Source organism: Acinetobacter faecalis (genome assembly GCF_034187745.1).
Taxonomy (GTDB): domain Bacteria; phylum Pseudomonadota; class Gammaproteobacteria; order Pseudomonadales; family Moraxellaceae; genus Acinetobacter; species Acinetobacter faecalis.
Genome location: NZ_JAXHPF010000001.1, coordinates 318,746 through 333,764, shown reverse-complemented (window position 1 = coordinate 333,764; position 15,019 = coordinate 318,746). Strand labels below are relative to the sequence as shown.

General features: G+C 36.7%; 16 protein-coding genes. 5 read left to right on the top strand and 11 right to left on the bottom strand.

Translation table 11 applies throughout. The annotated features are described in order from the left end of the window. The first annotated feature begins 128 nt into the window (after nucleotides 1-128). From dnaQ to nudC, 3 genes are all read left to right on the top strand, one after another. Nucleotides 129-1,484, top strand: a complete 1,356-nt coding sequence (dnaQ, locus tag SKM54_RS01585) for a DNA polymerase III subunit epsilon (protein ID WP_321090883.1) — start codon at nucleotides 129-131, stop codon at nucleotides 1,482-1,484. A gap of 123 nt (nucleotides 1,485-1,607) precedes the next feature. After that, a complete protein-coding gene (locus tag SKM54_RS01580; protein ID WP_321090885.1) occupies nucleotides 1,608-3,251 on the top strand; it encodes a chemotaxis protein in 1,644 nt (547 codons plus the stop codon). Beyond that, nucleotides 3,251-4,024, top strand: coding sequence for an NAD(+) diphosphatase (nudC, locus tag SKM54_RS01575; protein ID WP_154772570.1), 774 nt, complete (start codon nucleotides 3,251-3,253; stop codon nucleotides 4,022-4,024). Before SKM54_RS01580 ends, nudC begins: the two co-directional genes overlap by 1 nt. Nucleotides 4,025-4,051: 27 nt before the next feature. Here the strand turns inward: nudC and SKM54_RS01570 are convergent, their stop codons facing one another. From SKM54_RS01570 to SKM54_RS01560, 3 genes are all read right to left on the bottom strand, one after another. Then, nucleotides 4,052-4,930 carry an alpha/beta hydrolase gene (locus tag SKM54_RS01570; protein WP_321088092.1) on the bottom strand — a complete coding sequence of 293 codons (879 nt, stop codon included), beginning with the start codon at nucleotides 4,928-4,930 and terminating at the stop codon, nucleotides 4,052-4,054. After that, on the bottom strand, nucleotides 4,920-5,585 hold the full coding sequence (locus SKM54_RS01565; protein WP_248103476.1) for a BON domain-containing protein: 666 nt from the start codon (nucleotides 5,583-5,585) through the stop codon (nucleotides 4,920-4,922). The genes SKM54_RS01570 and SKM54_RS01565 overlap by 11 nt, the downstream gene beginning before the upstream one ends. 72 nt (nucleotides 5,586-5,657) lie before the next feature. After that, on the bottom strand, nucleotides 5,658-6,089 hold the full coding sequence (locus SKM54_RS01560) for a YraN family protein (RefSeq protein WP_321090886.1): 432 nt from the start codon (nucleotides 6,087-6,089) through the stop codon (nucleotides 5,658-5,660). Nucleotides 6,090-6,247: 158 nt separating this feature from the next. On the opposite strand from SKM54_RS01560, the gene rsmI reads away from it, so the two are divergent. Beyond that, nucleotides 6,248-7,087: a 16S rRNA (cytidine(1402)-2'-O)-methyltransferase gene (gene rsmI, locus SKM54_RS01555; RefSeq protein WP_248103482.1), complete on the top strand. Its 840-nt coding sequence runs from the start codon at nucleotides 6,248-6,250 to the stop codon at nucleotides 7,085-7,087. Nucleotides 7,088-7,150: 63 nt separating this feature from the next. Here the strand turns inward: rsmI and SKM54_RS01550 are convergent, their stop codons facing one another. From SKM54_RS01550 to SKM54_RS01525, 6 genes are all read right to left on the bottom strand, one after another. Continuing rightward, entirely contained in the window at nucleotides 7,151-7,399 is a 249-nt protein-coding gene (locus SKM54_RS01550) for a hypothetical protein (protein WP_154772566.1), read from the bottom strand. A gap of 174 nt (nucleotides 7,400-7,573) precedes the next feature. Then, entirely contained in the window at nucleotides 7,574-8,815 is a 1,242-nt protein-coding gene (locus tag SKM54_RS01545) for an FAD-dependent monooxygenase (protein WP_321090887.1), read from the bottom strand. Then, complete coding sequence (gene ubiH / locus SKM54_RS01540; protein WP_321088089.1) at nucleotides 8,812-10,020, bottom strand: 2-octaprenyl-6-methoxyphenyl hydroxylase; 1,209 nt, start codon at nucleotides 10,018-10,020, stop codon at nucleotides 8,812-8,814. Before ubiH ends, SKM54_RS01545 begins: the two co-directional genes overlap by 4 nt. Before the next feature lie 304 nt (nucleotides 10,021-10,324). Further along, entirely contained in the window at nucleotides 10,325-11,029 is a 705-nt protein-coding gene (gene arsH, locus SKM54_RS01535) for an arsenical resistance protein ArsH (protein ID WP_311917703.1), read from the bottom strand. Between the two features lie 11 nt (nucleotides 11,030-11,040). Next, complete coding sequence (arsB, locus tag SKM54_RS01530) at nucleotides 11,041-12,075, bottom strand: ACR3 family arsenite efflux transporter (RefSeq protein WP_321090889.1); 1,035 nt, start codon at nucleotides 12,073-12,075, stop codon at nucleotides 11,041-11,043. 4 nt (nucleotides 12,076-12,079) lie between these two features. Further along, nucleotides 12,080-12,394: an ArsR/SmtB family transcription factor gene (locus SKM54_RS01525; RefSeq protein WP_311917705.1), complete on the bottom strand. Its 315-nt coding sequence runs from the start codon at nucleotides 12,392-12,394 to the stop codon at nucleotides 12,080-12,082. A gap of 82 nt (nucleotides 12,395-12,476) precedes the next feature. Here SKM54_RS01525 and arsC point away from each other — a divergent pair, with 82 nt between their 5' ends. Next, nucleotides 12,477-12,905 (top strand): arsenate reductase (glutaredoxin), encoded by a 429-nt coding sequence (gene arsC / locus SKM54_RS01520; RefSeq protein ID WP_154772560.1) that lies wholly within the window; start codon nucleotides 12,477-12,479, stop codon nucleotides 12,903-12,905. Nucleotides 12,906-12,946: 41 nt separating this feature from the next. On the opposite strand, the gene pepP is transcribed toward arsC, so the two are convergent. Both pepP and SKM54_RS01510 read right to left on the bottom strand, forming a co-directional pair. Beyond that, a complete protein-coding gene (gene pepP / locus SKM54_RS01515; protein WP_311917706.1) occupies nucleotides 12,947-14,266 on the bottom strand; it encodes a Xaa-Pro aminopeptidase in 1,320 nt (439 codons plus the stop codon). A gap of 114 nt (nucleotides 14,267-14,380) precedes the next feature. After that, nucleotides 14,381-15,010 (bottom strand): UPF0149 family protein, encoded by a 630-nt coding sequence (locus SKM54_RS01510; RefSeq protein WP_321090890.1) that lies wholly within the window; start codon nucleotides 15,008-15,010, stop codon nucleotides 14,381-14,383. Nucleotides 15,011-15,019 lie beyond the last annotated feature (9 nt).

Sequence of the window (15,019 nt, the reverse complement as noted above, 5' to 3'; positions counted from 1 at the left end):
ATAATTTAATGCTATTTATGCATAAATGTTACAAGAAATTAAAAAATTAAGATTTAAAAGACTTAATCGGTCAATTTGCGATATACAATAGCACTGTTTTTGTTTCACTCAAATTTTGGAAATGACTTATGTCTCAATCAATCACACTTTACGTAGATGGCGCGTGTCGTGGCAATCCTGGCTTAGGTGGTTGGGGAGCATATATTATTGAAGGCAATGAAGAGCGTAAAATTTGTGGTGGCGAAGAACATACAACAAACAACCGCATGGAACTTACTGCGGCAATTGAAGGTATTAAAGCTTGCCCAAGCAGTGCCAAATTAATTATTTGGACAGATTCTAACTATGTAAAACAAGGTATTACAGAGTGGATTCATGGTTGGAAAAAGAAAAACTGGAAAGATGTTAAAAACCCAGATTTATGGAAAGAACTTGATGCAACATGCCAAGGGCGTGAAATTGAGTGGAATTGGATTAAAGGTCACGCAGGTCATGCAGGAAATGAAATGGCAGATCAACTTGCAAACCAAGGCGCAGATGAAACTGAAAAGAAGCTGAATAATCCTATGCAAGATAAAAAAAAAGCTGAAAATGACTGGCTTCTAGATGATCCCTTTGGGTTCGATTTAGCCGAAGATGATTCAGAAGAAACTGATGAAATAATTGAAGATGCTCCGCTTGAGCTTGAAGCTGAAATAGCAGATGAAGCTGAAGAATCAATTGTAGAAAATAAACCGAATACACAAAGCCATCCACATATTGTGATTACACCTGCAACAATAGAAGCGCATGGCCCTCGCCAACTTATTCTAGATACAGAAACCACAGGTTTTTACTTCCAAGATACAGACCGTATTATTGAAGTTGGTGCAATTGAAATGATTAACCGTAAACTTACGGGCAGTTCAATTCACATTTATATTAATCCTGAAAAAGAAGTTGGCGAATCTGAAAATATTCACGGTATTTCTGATGAGTTTTTAAAAGACAAACCAAAATATGCAGAAATTGCAGATGTCTTATTTGACTACCTAAAAGGCGCAGAAATTATTGCCCATAACGCAACGTTCGATATGAACTTCTTAAATATGGAGTTTGAGCGTGTTGGTTTAGGTAAGCTTTCTGCCGTGTGCGAAGTTACCGATACTTTAGCCATGGCGAAAAATAAGCATCCTGGGCAGAAAAATTCGCTTGATGCTTTAGTTCGTCGGTATGAGATTCCTGCACGTGATCGTACCTTCCACGGTGCATTACTCGATGCTGAAATTCTGTCTGATGTTTATTTAGCAATGACAGGCGGGCAAGTATCTTTTGATATTGATGCCCTCTCTAACACTGAAGTTTTAGAAGGTGAATCGACACGTCGTGATGTCGATATTCAATTGGCTGCGATATTACCTTCAGAAGAGGAATTATCCGCACATGAGAATTGGGTCAAAGAATTTGAAGAAAAACATGGCGAGCCTTGCCTTTTTGCCAAATAATATTTGATTAGACTTCTGTTTTTTATATTTAAACTCTGAATAGTTAAGTTATAGTAAGTAATAAAGATTTTGCTCATTTTGAGCATCCGAAATACAGCTATAACTTAGGATAGGTGCAGATAGATGTCTTACCAAACCTCAATACACTTCGATCCAACTGCATTACTTATAATTAAAAATGAGGTTGATAACTCAATTTCACAAGTTGAAATTGCAGTAAGTACCTTAGCAGAAGATCAAGCTTTACCTTTTGGGATTGATGATGCTTTATTGCAGTTAGAACAATGCGCTCAAGTATTGAATTTAATTGGAATGAGTAATCTTGCAAAAACAGCAGAATATTCTGCTCTGTTAATGCGAAAAATCATGGGGAACCCAAGCGAAATCAACACACAAGATATTATTGCCTTAAGTGAAGGCACAAATATGTTGAAACGTTACATTGAATTTATTTGCTTACGTGAAGTTGAAGTTCCAGAATTTTTACTTGATACATTAAATCGTTTAGAAATTGCTTTGGGCAAACCTATCACTCAAGAAGGTTACCAAATTAATGGTTTACTTGGTGATATCATCCCAAATTTTGATTTACCTCAAGCGCCTTCTCTAGAGAAATCTCAATATATTCATCGTTTATATAAACTTGCTTTAAGCAAACTTCTCAAGCAAGAAGAAACCCCGTTAGATTTACAAGCATTTAAAATTATTGGGGCTTATTTGGCAGGTCTTTCACAAGATCATCCAAGTAAACAATATTGGCATTTGGTTTACTACGTTTTTGAAAATATTGAACAACTTATTATTAATGAACCGCGTTTGCGTACATTCATTGAAATTGAAAGTAATATTCGTCAATATTTTGAAAATCCAGAATGCTTCAAAGCAAACTTAAATCATTTATCGAATATTTTAAGTTTAGCCATTCGCCAAGAAGACAACACTTCTCAACATATTCGTGAGCAACTTAATATTGGCGATACGCTATTAACAGACTTACAGCTTCAAGTATTTAGCCGCCATTTGTATGGCCCAGATCACGATACTATTCATACAATCAGTGAATTATTATCTACTGAAATGGCACAATTGCGTGTTGATATTGAATACAACTACCAAACAATGAGTCCTGAAAAAACGCAAGAGTTACAAGCAAAAATTAAGGACATTGCCAATATATTCCATGTATTGAACTTAACAGAGGCGCACACGTCTTTAATCGCACAAGCGCAAGAACTCAATAATGTTGACGTATTAAAAGATGAGAACTTCGCTCAAAAACTTATGAATGAACTACTTGCAGCGATGAATGCAATTGGTATTTTAGAGCGCCATCATACGTCTAATCGTTTACAGCTTCGTGTGAATAACCGTAATATTGCGCTTGATCGTTTAGATGATGCACATGCAACTTTATTAAATGAAGCGAAGTTAACGATTGATTTAATTACCTTCACGCTAGAACAACATCTAAAAGATCAAGAATTAGAACCTCTTGCAAATATTCCAGCAAAATTAGAAGAAGTTGCTGGCGCTTTATTATTCTTGAACGTTGTTACTGGTCAAAATGCTTTGAAAAATTCTGCGGATTTTGTTGCAAAACAAATTAAAGCTGAAAAACCACTTTCTACAGCTCAAGTGCATGGTGTTTTCGATACATTAGCAAGTGCAGACATGCTGATTGAAAATTTAAAGAACAAACAACCTGTATTACAGTCAATGTTTGATGTAGCATTAGTAAGTAGCGAAAAACTTAAATCTGTAGCCTAATGACTGAATTATCACTTGCTTATATTTTCCATCAACAACAACTTCTTGTAGATGAAAACTTTCAACTACCCAAGGTAGAAAAGCTAGCAAGTGATTTAAGTTTTAACACGGGTGATCAAGTGGTTGCCCGTGATCTTCAAAACAGTGAAGCTATTCCAGATGGCTTACAACTCGTCCCTATTCGCCAATTACTTCAATATTGGAATACTCAACAATTTGAGCAAGCCAGTCGAGCAATTCAGCTCTTAGAATGGCGTCGCAATCATAAATTTTGCAGTCATTGTGGTGAAAAAACAGAATCTCATCCAACTGAATTCGCCATGATTTGCCCTGCTTGTCACTATCATCAATATCCTCGTGTTCAGCCCTGTGTAATTACAGTTATTACACGTGGAAATGATGAAATATTACTTGCTAAGAATGCAAAAAACACCCGAAATATGTACGGCTTAATTGCAGGATTTGTTGAAGTTGGTGAAACGCTTGAAGAAGCTGTACGTCGTGAAACTGAAGAAGAAGTTGGCTTAAAAGTTAAAAACATTCAATATTTAGCAAGCCAACCATGGCCTTTTCCAAGTAATTTGATGATTGCATTTAAAGCAGAATATGCAGATGGCGATCTAAAATTACAAGCAGAAGAAATTAGTGATGCTCAATTTTTCAAATTTGATGCACTGCCTGAAATTCCATTTAAAGGCAGTATTGCACATGCAATGATTATGCATGTGACTGAAGGTTCAAAAGTTGCTGATGATACTAAATCGTGGCTTTAAGCAGGCTCACGTTAAGGCTAAAATTGCTTAAACAACTTGATCTAATACTTTCATAATTTCAGATTTAGTACGGTAAAAGCGACTAAAAATACTAGAAACAGAACCCATTAAAGTGACATGACCTGTTTTAGGAATAATCACCATTTCACTATGATTACCCAGTTCTTTTAGTTTTTGGTCAAAGTCTGTCGCATTTTTTAAATGCACAATTTTGTCATTTTCAGCAATGAATAAATAATGCTGAATCTCGTTAGGTTCCACAAAATAGTAAGGCATTACATTTTGATAAGGCTCTTCCTGATCAAATGCATCTGCACATAAAGGATCACCTTTGTAATCGAAATGATATGGCCCTGCCAATCCAACCAACGCCTTAATATTCATTTTGCAACGAATATCATAAGTTTGTGGATGATAAACAGCAGACATGACATTAAATGCCCCTGCCGAATGCCCCATCAGCACAACATTTTCTGTTGAAATATTGAGCTTATTTTGATGTAAATCTAAATAGTTTAAAGCGAGGCTTAAATCATCAATATACTTAGGGAAAATATGTTGTGGCGCTAAATTATAATTAATAATGGCAACATCAAAACCTTCTTTAGCAAATGCCTCACCCACAAAGCGATAATCTTTTTTATCGCCATGTGACCAAGCACCACCATGAACAAACACCATAAGTGGTCTGTTTGCTCTTGGTGATGCTGTTCGATATAAATCAAAACGATGACGCGCTGCTAAACCATAAGCAATATTTTCAAGAATCGAATAACCTTTTTTAGGAGTTAAACGATTTAGCGCATAACTACCAAAATCATAAATTCGAAATTCTTCGTAAATATATTTTATATTTTGCGTCTTTAGACTTAACTTTTTAAGCAAAGGTTTAGCATTATTGAGCATTTACAGGCTCTGCATTTGGATCAATTGCAACAGGAGTTTGTACCGCAGGCTGAATCATAGGATTCACGTTATTTGTATTTGCAGTATCTGTGTTATCAATAAGCGTAATGATTTTAGTCACATTACCTACTTGTTGTAGCACTTGGTTTAAATCTGTCGATTCTGCTGTATTCAAACGTCCCATTACGTAAAGAACACCATCTTCTGTATGAATACGTAGTTTGCTATCAGAAACCACAGGGGCTTTCATAATCAGCCCACGTGTGTTTGCTGTTACAGTTGTATCTTGCATAATGGTTGAATAACCAATTTGATTTCCTACAGTGATGTAGTTATGTACGGTTTTCACATCGCTCATTGCACGAACATTATCTTCTGCAAGTTGTTTTAAGTTCTGATCAGGCACTTGACCTGTCAATAAAACATTACTGTGGAAACTTTCAATATTCACACGAGATTGTTTAAAGCGAGAATCGAGCTTATATAAATTAATTTTTGCTGTGCGCTCAATTGAATTATCAATAAAGACTTGCCCTAGTGATCTTGCACCACTTTCAGTACCTACAGGCGCAGTACCTGTACCACCAGAAATAAAACTTGCACAGCCCGATAAGCTTGCGACACATAGCATGGTAATTGCAATACGGTTCAACACTCGGCAAGACTCCTTATTCAATTTTCTATCTTTATTTAGTATTCAAACATTTAAGCATGTTTAACTTATTGCTCAGAGATTAATAAACTCTGGATCAAAAGTAAAAGCATTTTCTATCCAATTCAGATCATAAGGGAATTGTGAAAAGTCATGCTGTACAGTTTTTGCAAATTGTTGTTGAAAATCAAAACAAATTACATCAAATCTACAATATAAATCATTCATTTCAGGATATTTCGATAAATATGTTAACGCAGTTTTTATAATTTTCTGTTGCTTAGTTATAGATACAACCTCTGAAGATTGACCATATTGAGTTTTAGATCGCGCTTTAACTTCAACAAAAACTAAGTCTTGTGCATTTTTTGCAATTAAATCTATTTCACCAAATTTAGAGTTATAGTTCTGATGCAAAATTTGAAAACCATGTGATTGTAAAAACACAGCAGCTTGTTGTTCTGCCCAATCGCCTAATTTTGTTTTATCTTTATTTATATTTTTCATTTTATTTATGCTGTTTTTATATGTTTATGATTCAAGCAATAAAGCCAAAGATAAGCTTCACATCGCCATTGAAAGGCTAATTTCGGGTAGAATAGCGGATTATTCGTTACGATGATAGAAAATTATCGTGACATCAGCACACCCTTTGGAGATTGAAAATGAGTGCTCAGTTATACGTTGTAGCCACACCAATTGGGCATTTAGATGACATTACCTACCGTGCTATTGAAGTTTTAAAATCGGTAAAGCTTATTGCAGCCGAAGACACACGTACATCTGCAAAACTACTTAAACATTTTAGTATCAATACGCCTTTAACTGCCTGCCATGACCATAACGAAAGCGACAAAGTAAATCATCTTGTTGAACGCATATTAGCAGGCGAAAACATGGCGCTCATTAGTGATGCTGGCACGCCACTGATTAGCGACCCTGGTTTCAAATTTGTACGTGCGGCTCAAGCCAAAGGTGTTCAAGTGATTCCTGTACCTGGTGCATGTGCTGCAATTGCTGCTTTAAGTGCTGTAGGTTTACCAAGCGATCGTTTCAGTTTTGAAGGTTTCTTACCTTCTAAACAATCTCAGCGTTTACTGCATTTGAATCGTTTAAAAGATGAAACTCAAACTTTAATTATTTATGAAGCGCCTCACCGTATTTTAGAATGTGTGAAAGATATGGCGGATGTTTTTGGTGCAGATCGACCTGTTGGTTTTGCACGTGAAATTACTAAAACATTTGAAACCATCAAGAAAATGACTTTGGGCGAATTGGTTGAATTTATTTCAAATGACTCAAACCAACAAAAAGGTGAAATTGTTTTAGTTATTGGTGGTGCAAGCGTTGAAAAAGATATGGAGCAAGAAAAGCTCGATCAACTTTTGACTCGCCTACTACAAGATTTATCTGTGAAAGCAGCATCTCAACTTGCAGCAGATTTAACAGGTATTAAAAAGAAAATTGCATATCAACGTGCTTTAGAACTTAGCGATAAAGCTTAAATATTTTTGCTTAGTCACAAAACAAAACCCCATAAAATTTCAATTTCATGGGGTTTATTTTATTTAGTCTTTTGCAGATTCATCTGGCGGAACTTCTGTAATTTTTCCACCTTTTGCAAAAAATGCCGCAAGTTCTTCTTCCAAAGACTGACGTTGTTTTAACTTCGCTGTAATGGTTAATGTTTCAGCTTCAGTTACATCAACATCTGTCGCTTTTTCATCACCACTCACTGCACCTTTTTCGGCAGCGGCAGCTTCATCATCATCGACAGTAGAATCTTCTACATCATCATAATCATTCATATCAGTCATTTTCGTATCCCCACATTGCGTGCATTTCACAATCAGTTTTATTGGTGATGATTTACGAAGAAATTTAGCAATCTCTTCGCATTTCGCATAGTGTCAAATGTCGGAAATTAGTCTAATTTATAATCAAATTGGTAATTTTTTATGAACAACCGATTAAAAAATAGCTAAATGCTTTTATGCAGCATAACGTGTGTTTTTAAGAAGCTGTAAACCATTGGCTTGTGCCATAAATGCATCTTTTAAAACTGCATTATTTTCGACCTGCTTTAAGCCGAAATTACGCGCCCAAACAATTGGGGAAAGTGTTGTTGTTTCCAACCATCCAATTGCCGACATTCCATGCATCATGGCGTCATTTTGACCTTTACGTAAATGTTCATAACGCTTTAGGGTTTGCTCGTGTGCCCAAACGCCACGCTTATAATCATGTAATAAAACATCACATAATATAGCCGCATCTAAACAACCAATATTTACACCTTGCCCTGCAAGCGGATGAATCACGTGTGCAGCATCACCAATAATTGCTAAACCTTCTTTCACATATTGCTGAGCAGCACGTGCTTTAAGCGGGAATTTAGCGCGTGGTGTTGCTTCTAAAATTTCACCCAACATATGATGGCTTTCACGTGTTAATAAAGCTTTAAAATCATCATCACTTAATGCTGAATATTCATCTGCATAATCGTCTGGTAATGTCCAAACAATAGATTGCCAATAGCCATCTTGCTCTGCTTTTAAACTTGCCATTGGTAAAAATGCCAAAGGACCAGTTTCCAAGAAAATTTGTCGCGCAACATGCTGATGTGGCTGTGCTGTTCGAATTGCACAAGTTACGCCCGCTTGTTTGTAATCTAAAATATCTAAACCAATAAATGCCTGATCACGTACAAATGAATTTGCACCATCTGCGCCAATTAACAGCTTGGTTTTAAGTTCTGTACCATCGGCAAGCTGAACATGCCAAACACCAACACCTTGCTCAATGCGAGCAACTTTAACTTGTGTTCTATAATCTTGAACTTGCTCTAGCATTTTTTTCTGAATAGCCAAATTCAAAATGCTCGGCTCAACCATTGAACCTAAAGCTTGCTCTATATTTGGTGCTTGTTCAGATTGTTCACCAAAATTAATTTCGCCATAGCCATTTTTATTCCAAACTTGCATACCGCTATAAGGCATTTGACGTGCAAGATTATCCCAAACATCGGCTGTTTTAAGTAAATGAATGGTTGCTTGGCTTAAGGCTAAAACACGTGGATTTGCTATAGCCAAAGTTTTTTCAGCATCTAAAATTGGGGCTGCATCTAAAACCGTGGCTTGTACGCCACCTTTGGCAAGTAATAAAGCGGTTAAACCACCCACTAAACCACCACCAATAATGACAGCATCTAATACATTTTCGGCTTTACTCATGCTTTTAGTCCCATTGCGTAGTTTGCAACTAATGGCTTAATACCTGGAATAAGGTCAAAAGCAAGCAAACCTGTATTACGAATAAGTTTTAAGATTGGATTTTGATTACTAAAACCACGTACAACAGAATCACAGAATTTAATCACACGTTGTTGATCGGTTAAGCGTGACTTTTCATAATCTAAAAGCATTGATGGTTCACCAATATCTCCCGATTTAGCCAGTTGCTCTGTTAAGTAACGCACCAATACATAAGCATCACGCATACATAAGTTAAAACCTTGCCCTGCAACAGGATGAATCGTGTGAGCAGCATTACCCATAAGCACAACACGCCCTACAGCTTGTTTTTCTGCAAGTACTTGTGAAAGTGGGAAGCAGAAACGTTTGCCTGTTTTTTCAAATTTACCCGCGCGGTCGCCATAGGTTTCTTGCAAAGCATCTAAAAAGTGTTGATCATTTTCATCGCCTAACCATTCATCTTCCGTACCTTTTTTTACAGGCCAAACTACTGAGCGACGGTATTCACCTGGTAAAGGAAGTAATGCTAAAGGTCCTAAATGGCTAAAACGCTCAAAACCAACATGATCGTGAGGTTTTGATGTTTGAACAGTTGTCACTATGGCAACTTGGTCATAATCATGTACAGATGCACCAACACCTAGTGCTTTACGGCAGAAAGAATCTCGACCATCTGCTGCAATAACAAGTTTTGCAGTAATCGATAGTTTTTCACCATCTCGCTCTGCTTCAATGTTTGCTTCATTTTCAGTTTGCGTCAGTGATGTCACTTTTACACCATCAATCAGTTCAATATTTTTTTCTTTTTGAACTTGAGTAAGTAACACGCGACCTAACCATGCATTTTCAATGACTTGTCCAAAGCTTTCTACTTTTTCTTGTTCTGCTTTTAAACGTGCCTTACCAAAGCTACCTTGTTCTGTAATATGAACTTGTAAAATTGGTGTTGCATGTTCTTGTAGTGAATCCCATAAACCAAGTTCTTGATAAATTTGTACGCTACGGCGTGAAAGTGCGCTGTTTCGTGCATCAAAACTCGAATGATATGGTGCAAGATTTGCATCGTCATAATTTGGATATTTAATGGCTTCGAGTAGCTTCACTGCAATGTTTTGTTTAGCTAACATTAGGGATAAACTTAGCCCCACCATACCACCACCAACAATGATTACTTCTTGTTGCATGCCTGTATCCTTCTTATGCTGTTTTCGAGGTTTTGGCTCGAAATACCTAAAATCTTTAATGGATTTTATATTACCTTAAAGATGAGGTTTTTAATAATGGTTCCTGCAAAGAAGATTTTTTGATTCTCTAAAATATTTTATAAAAATTGTGGAACCGTCTTTAACAATTGATCGTTAAACATGATGAATCCATAAAAAGCCCAGATCGATAGGTCTGGACTTCTTATACAAACATAACAATATGATTTATATAAAATAAAAAATAGCATTTAGTATAAGGTGTATTATGTTAATTTTAGGAAATCTAAATACTCTTCTGATTCACACGTTTTAAAAGCTCTTCCGCACTTTCTACACGTTCAGAGTAACGATCAGTGAGATATGCTGACTGCCCTCTGGTTAAAAGCGTAAATTTATAAAGTTCTTCCATTACATCTACAATTCTTTGGTAATAAGAAGAAGGTTTCATACGACCATCTTCTTCAAACTCAAGAAATGCTTTAGGTACTGAGGATTGATTTGGAATTGTGATCATCCGCATCCAACGTCCTAAAATACGTAATTGATTTATAGCATTAAACGATTGTGAGCCGCCACATACTTGCATTACAGCTAAAGTTTTACCTTGCGTTGCACGGATTGCGCCTGCTGCTAATGGAACCCAATCAATTTGAGCTTTTAATATTGAACTCATTGAGCCATGACGTTCAGGAGAACACCAAACCATGCCCTCTGACCATGCTAATAGCTCATGCAATTCTTTGACCTTTGGATGTTGCATATCACCATCTTCAGGTAGAGGTAGCCCTTTGGGATGGAAAGTTTTCACTTCTGCACCAAAATACTCAAGGATTCGACCCGCTTCCTGAACGGCTAAACGGCTATATGATCGATCACGATTTGAGCCATATAAAAGCAGTATTCTTGGTGGATGTTCAAGCTTTTTTGCCTGAACTTTTTCAACAGTCGGTTTTTCTAAAAGACCAAGATCAATATTGGGTAAGTTCATTCAACTCATGCCTATTTAAATACTTTTTTTCTCAGCCATAGTGATACGATCACTAAAGCAATCAATACAGGTACTTCTACAAGTGGGCCAATCACGGTAGTGAAAGCGACAGGTGAAGCTAATCCAAAAGTGGCAATGGCTACAGCAAGTGCTAATTCAAAATTGTTGCCTGCCGCAGTAAAGGAAATAGCAGTCGTTTTAGGGTAATCATTGCCCATCCACTTACTCATAAAGAAGCTGATGAAGAACATTGCAACAAAATAGATCGTCAAAGGAATAGCAATTCTAAGCACGTCTAGAGGAAGGCTGACGACTTCGCTACCTTTCAGGCTAAACATCGCCACAATGGTGAATAAAAGGGCGATAAGACTCATTGGGCTGATTTTTGGAATAAATTTATCTTGATACCAATTCAAACCTTTGTTTTTAACTAAAATTAATCGAGTTAAAAAGCCGAGTAAGAACGGGATGCCGAGATAAATCAGTACAGCTTGGGTGATTGTCCAAAAACCCACATCAATAATTTGTGCTTCTACCCCAAAAAATGGTGGTAAGAAGGTCAAGAACAACCAAGCATAGGTACTAAAGAATAAAATTTGGAAGATACTGTTAAATGCCACTAAGGCTGCCACATACTGATTATCCCCACCTGCCAAGTTATTCCAAACCAAGACCATCGCAATACATCGGGCTAAACCAATCAGAATGAGACCTGTCATGTATTCAGGATAGGAGTGCAAAAAAATGATTGCCAAACCAAACATTAAGCAAGGTGCTATTAGCCAGTTTTGAACGAGAGATAATGTAAGGGTTCGCTTGTCCTCAAAGACTTTAGGCAAAGTCGCATAGTCTACTTTGGCAAGTGGTGGATACATCATCAAAATAAGCCCTATTGCGATAGGGATATTCACTGAATTAATACTTAATTGATCGAGTACCACAGATGCTTGAGGAAAAAATACACCAATACCTACTCCTAATGCCATGGCAATGAAAATCCATAGCGTTAGATTTCGATCTAAGAATGAGAGCTTTGATCCGGACATTGAATTACTCGCATTGCATAGAGATAGATAAGTTGCTTGCAGGTTTATTCAGTACTTCATCATTTAAGACATTGAGCACTGCATTTACCCATTCTGGTAAATCAGGATTTAATCGGTAATACACCCATTGTCCCTTACGCTCATCTAACAAAATTGAGAGATTACGAAGTAAAGCCAGATGACGAGAAATCTTAGGTTGGCTCAGTTGTAATATCTCTGTGATTTCACAAACACATACATTTTGTCTTTCTAAAATAATTTTTAAAATATCTAGACGTGTCGGGTCAGATAGGCATTTAAAGAAATCTGCTTGATCCATAATCTACACTCACATATATGCTATTGCGAATATACGTATATCCATATATAAATGCAATATTACTAAGCTTTGAGTTAATCCAATGTCATCAAAAGTTAAGATCTATCACAACCCTGCTTGCGGAACATCAAGAAATACACTGGCTTTAATTCGAAATACCGGAGAGGAACCTGAAATTATTGAGTATCTTCTCAACCCTCCGAGCAAGAGAGAACTGATTAATTTAATTGAAAAATCAGGTCTTTCTGTACATGAAGCTATCCGTAAAAATGTAGAACCTTTTGAAACTCATAAATTGGATCAGCCACACTGGACAGATGAACAGCTCATTAATTTTATGCTTGAGTATCCAATTTTGATTAATCGTCCATTTGTGGTGACTGAGTTAGGCGTAAGACTATGTCGACCATCTGAACTCGTTTTAGATATTTTGTCTGCACCTCAACTTGGTGCTTTTATCAAAGAAGATGGTGAGATCATCATTAATAAAGATGGCAAGCGGATTCAATAAATCCGCTTCATTTAACATAAAATTTCTTATACAAAATAATATCAAGCCATCAAAGCTTCAATTTCTTCAACTGTTTTAACTACATTTTTTGTTAAAACCAATGGACCATTTTTGGTTACCACAACATCATCTTCAATACGAATACCAATGCCACGCCATTTTTCATCTACAGTTGAATCATCAGGGGCAATATAAAGACCAGGTTCAATCGTAACAACTATACCTTCGGCATAATTACGCCAATGACTATTCATTTTATATGAACCAACATCATGCACATCCATGCCTAACCAATGCCCTGTTCCATGCATATAAAACTGACGATAACTCTCACTTGCAATAATTTGTTCTAAATCGCCTTGCATAATGCCCAAATCAAGTAAACCTTGAACCAATATTTTTACCGCAACATTGTGTGGCTCTTTATATGAATTGCCAATTCTGACTGCATCAATTGCAGCAATTTGCGAATCTAAAATAATATTATATAAAGCTTTTTGTTCTGGACTAAATTTACCATTTACAGGAAAAGTACGCGTAATATCAGATGCATAAAGTTGATATTCACATGCAGCATCAATCAACACTAAATCACCATCTTTGAGTTCCTGATCATTTTCTACATAATGCAAAATACAGGCATTTTCACCACCGCCAACTATGCTGTTATATGCAGGAACACAACCATTTTTACCAAATACATAATTGAGTTCTGCTTCTAAAGCATATTCCATCATGCCTGGTTTAACGGCTTTCATAGCCCGTGTATGCGCTTCTGCGCTAATGTCAGATGCTATTTGCATTAGCTCAATTTCATCGGCAGATTTATGCAAGCGCATTTCATCAACAACTCGGTTTAACTGAATTAAACGTGCAGGTGTATTAAAACCACCGCGCTGTTGTTGTTCTGCTTTTTTAACCCATTTTGCTACACGAATATCGAAGTCTACATCGTGTCCAATACGGTAAAAAACTTTATCTTTGTCTGTTAATTTTCCAATAATTTCTTCATCTAAGCTTTCAATGGCAAAAGCTTCATCTGCTTCATAATTTTCTATCGCACCATCTATACCTGCGCGGTAACCGTTCCAGATTTCCATTTCACGGTTTCGTTCACGACAAAAAAGACTATAACAATAACCTTCTTCTTCTGTGTCAAAAGTCTCAATGACTGCAACAGCTTCAGGTTCTGCAAAACCTGTTAAATAAAAGAAACTGCTGTCTGCTCGAAATTTATAATCTGCATCGTTATTACGCATAGCAACGGGACTTGTTGCAATAATCGCAATACTTCGCAACCCCATTTCACCGGCAAGAATATCACGACGTTCTTGAAAGACTGTTTGACTGAGTTTCTTCATTTAAAATAACTTCTTTTTGATTGTTTGATATATTTTGTTGCAATTAAATTCAACATCAAATTTTACAATTCAACTTGAGTTTTCATGCAACAAAATACCTTAAACCATGCTCAATTAACTTGGCCGATGTGGCGTGAACATTTCAACGACGTTTGTCGCATCTGTTGCTTTCGCTTGTAAATTTTTAGCTGGGAAATGTTTCAATAAAGGTGTGTCGTCAATTGCAACTTTCTTACGCCCCATTGCTAAGCTAACAGGAATTAAACGAACAAATTCATATAATTCTTGATAGCTTTCTTCGCCTTCATCATCGTCATCTGACTCTTCAAACTCAACAGCAGCAACGTCTTGAAGGTTTTCAATAAGTTCTTGTTCATCTGCACGAATATGCCCAGATGCTAAGCCAAAACCGAGTACAACACCCGCACACCAATCTGCTAAGGCTTGTACACGCTCAGATAATGCATGTTCATCATCTGGTAGCATTGGTAAATAGTCGAGTTCATCTTCAGATAAAGCATGAGAAACATCTTCACCTTCTGTTTCAAGTAACTCTAAAGCTTCTGGACTAAGCTCTGGAACCTCTAAAGTTTCAAGAATTTTAATCCACTCTTCACGTGTAGGTGCTTGTGTAATACACACAATTCCTGTCAATAAACCGTGTAACTCACTTGGGCTAGAAATCTCCTCAATACCCTTAAAATTGAGGTCCCAATCTGACCAACCTGAAATATCGTCTTGCATTCGTTTATC

Coding starts and splice junctions, on each gene's coding strand:
- dnaQ (WP_321090883.1), top strand. CDS start 129: ATGTCTCAATCAATCACACTTTACGTAGATGGCGCGTGTCGTGGCAAT.
- SKM54_RS01580 (WP_321090885.1), top strand. CDS start 1,608: ATGTCTTACCAAACCTCAATACACTTCGATCCAACTGCATTACTTATA.
- nudC (WP_154772570.1), top strand. CDS start 3,251: ATGACTGAATTATCACTTGCTTATATTTTCCATCAACAACAACTTCTT.
- SKM54_RS01570 (WP_321088092.1), bottom strand. CDS start 4,930: ATGCTCAATAATGCTAAACCTTTGCTTAAAAAGTTAAGTCTAAAGACG.
- SKM54_RS01560 (WP_321090886.1), bottom strand. CDS start 6,089: ATGAAAAATATAAATAAAGATAAAACAAAATTAGGCGATTGGGCAGAA.
- rsmI (WP_248103482.1), top strand. CDS start 6,248: ATGAGTGCTCAGTTATACGTTGTAGCCACACCAATTGGGCATTTAGAT.
- SKM54_RS01550 (WP_154772566.1), bottom strand. CDS start 7,399: ATGACTGATATGAATGATTATGATGATGTAGAAGATTCTACTGTCGAT.
- SKM54_RS01545 (WP_321090887.1), bottom strand. CDS start 8,815: ATGAGTAAAGCCGAAAATGTATTAGATGCTGTCATTATTGGTGGTGGT.
- ubiH (WP_321088089.1), bottom strand. CDS start 10,020: ATGCAACAAGAAGTAATCATTGTTGGTGGTGGTATGGTGGGGCTAAGT.
- arsH (WP_311917703.1), bottom strand. CDS start 11,029: ATGAACTTACCCAATATTGATCTTGGTCTTTTAGAAAAACCGACTGTT.
- arsB (WP_321090889.1), bottom strand. CDS start 12,075: ATGTCCGGATCAAAGCTCTCATTCTTAGATCGAAATCTAACGCTATGG.
- SKM54_RS01525 (WP_311917705.1), bottom strand. CDS start 12,394: ATGGATCAAGCAGATTTCTTTAAATGCCTATCTGACCCGACACGTCTA.
- arsC (WP_154772560.1), top strand. CDS start 12,477: ATGTCATCAAAAGTTAAGATCTATCACAACCCTGCTTGCGGAACATCA.
- pepP (WP_311917706.1), bottom strand. CDS start 14,266: ATGAAGAAACTCAGTCAAACAGTCTTTCAAGAACGTCGTGATATTCTT.
- SKM54_RS01510 (WP_321090890.1), bottom strand. CDS start 15,010: ATGCAAGACGATATTTCAGGTTGGTCAGATTGGGACCTCAATTTTAAG.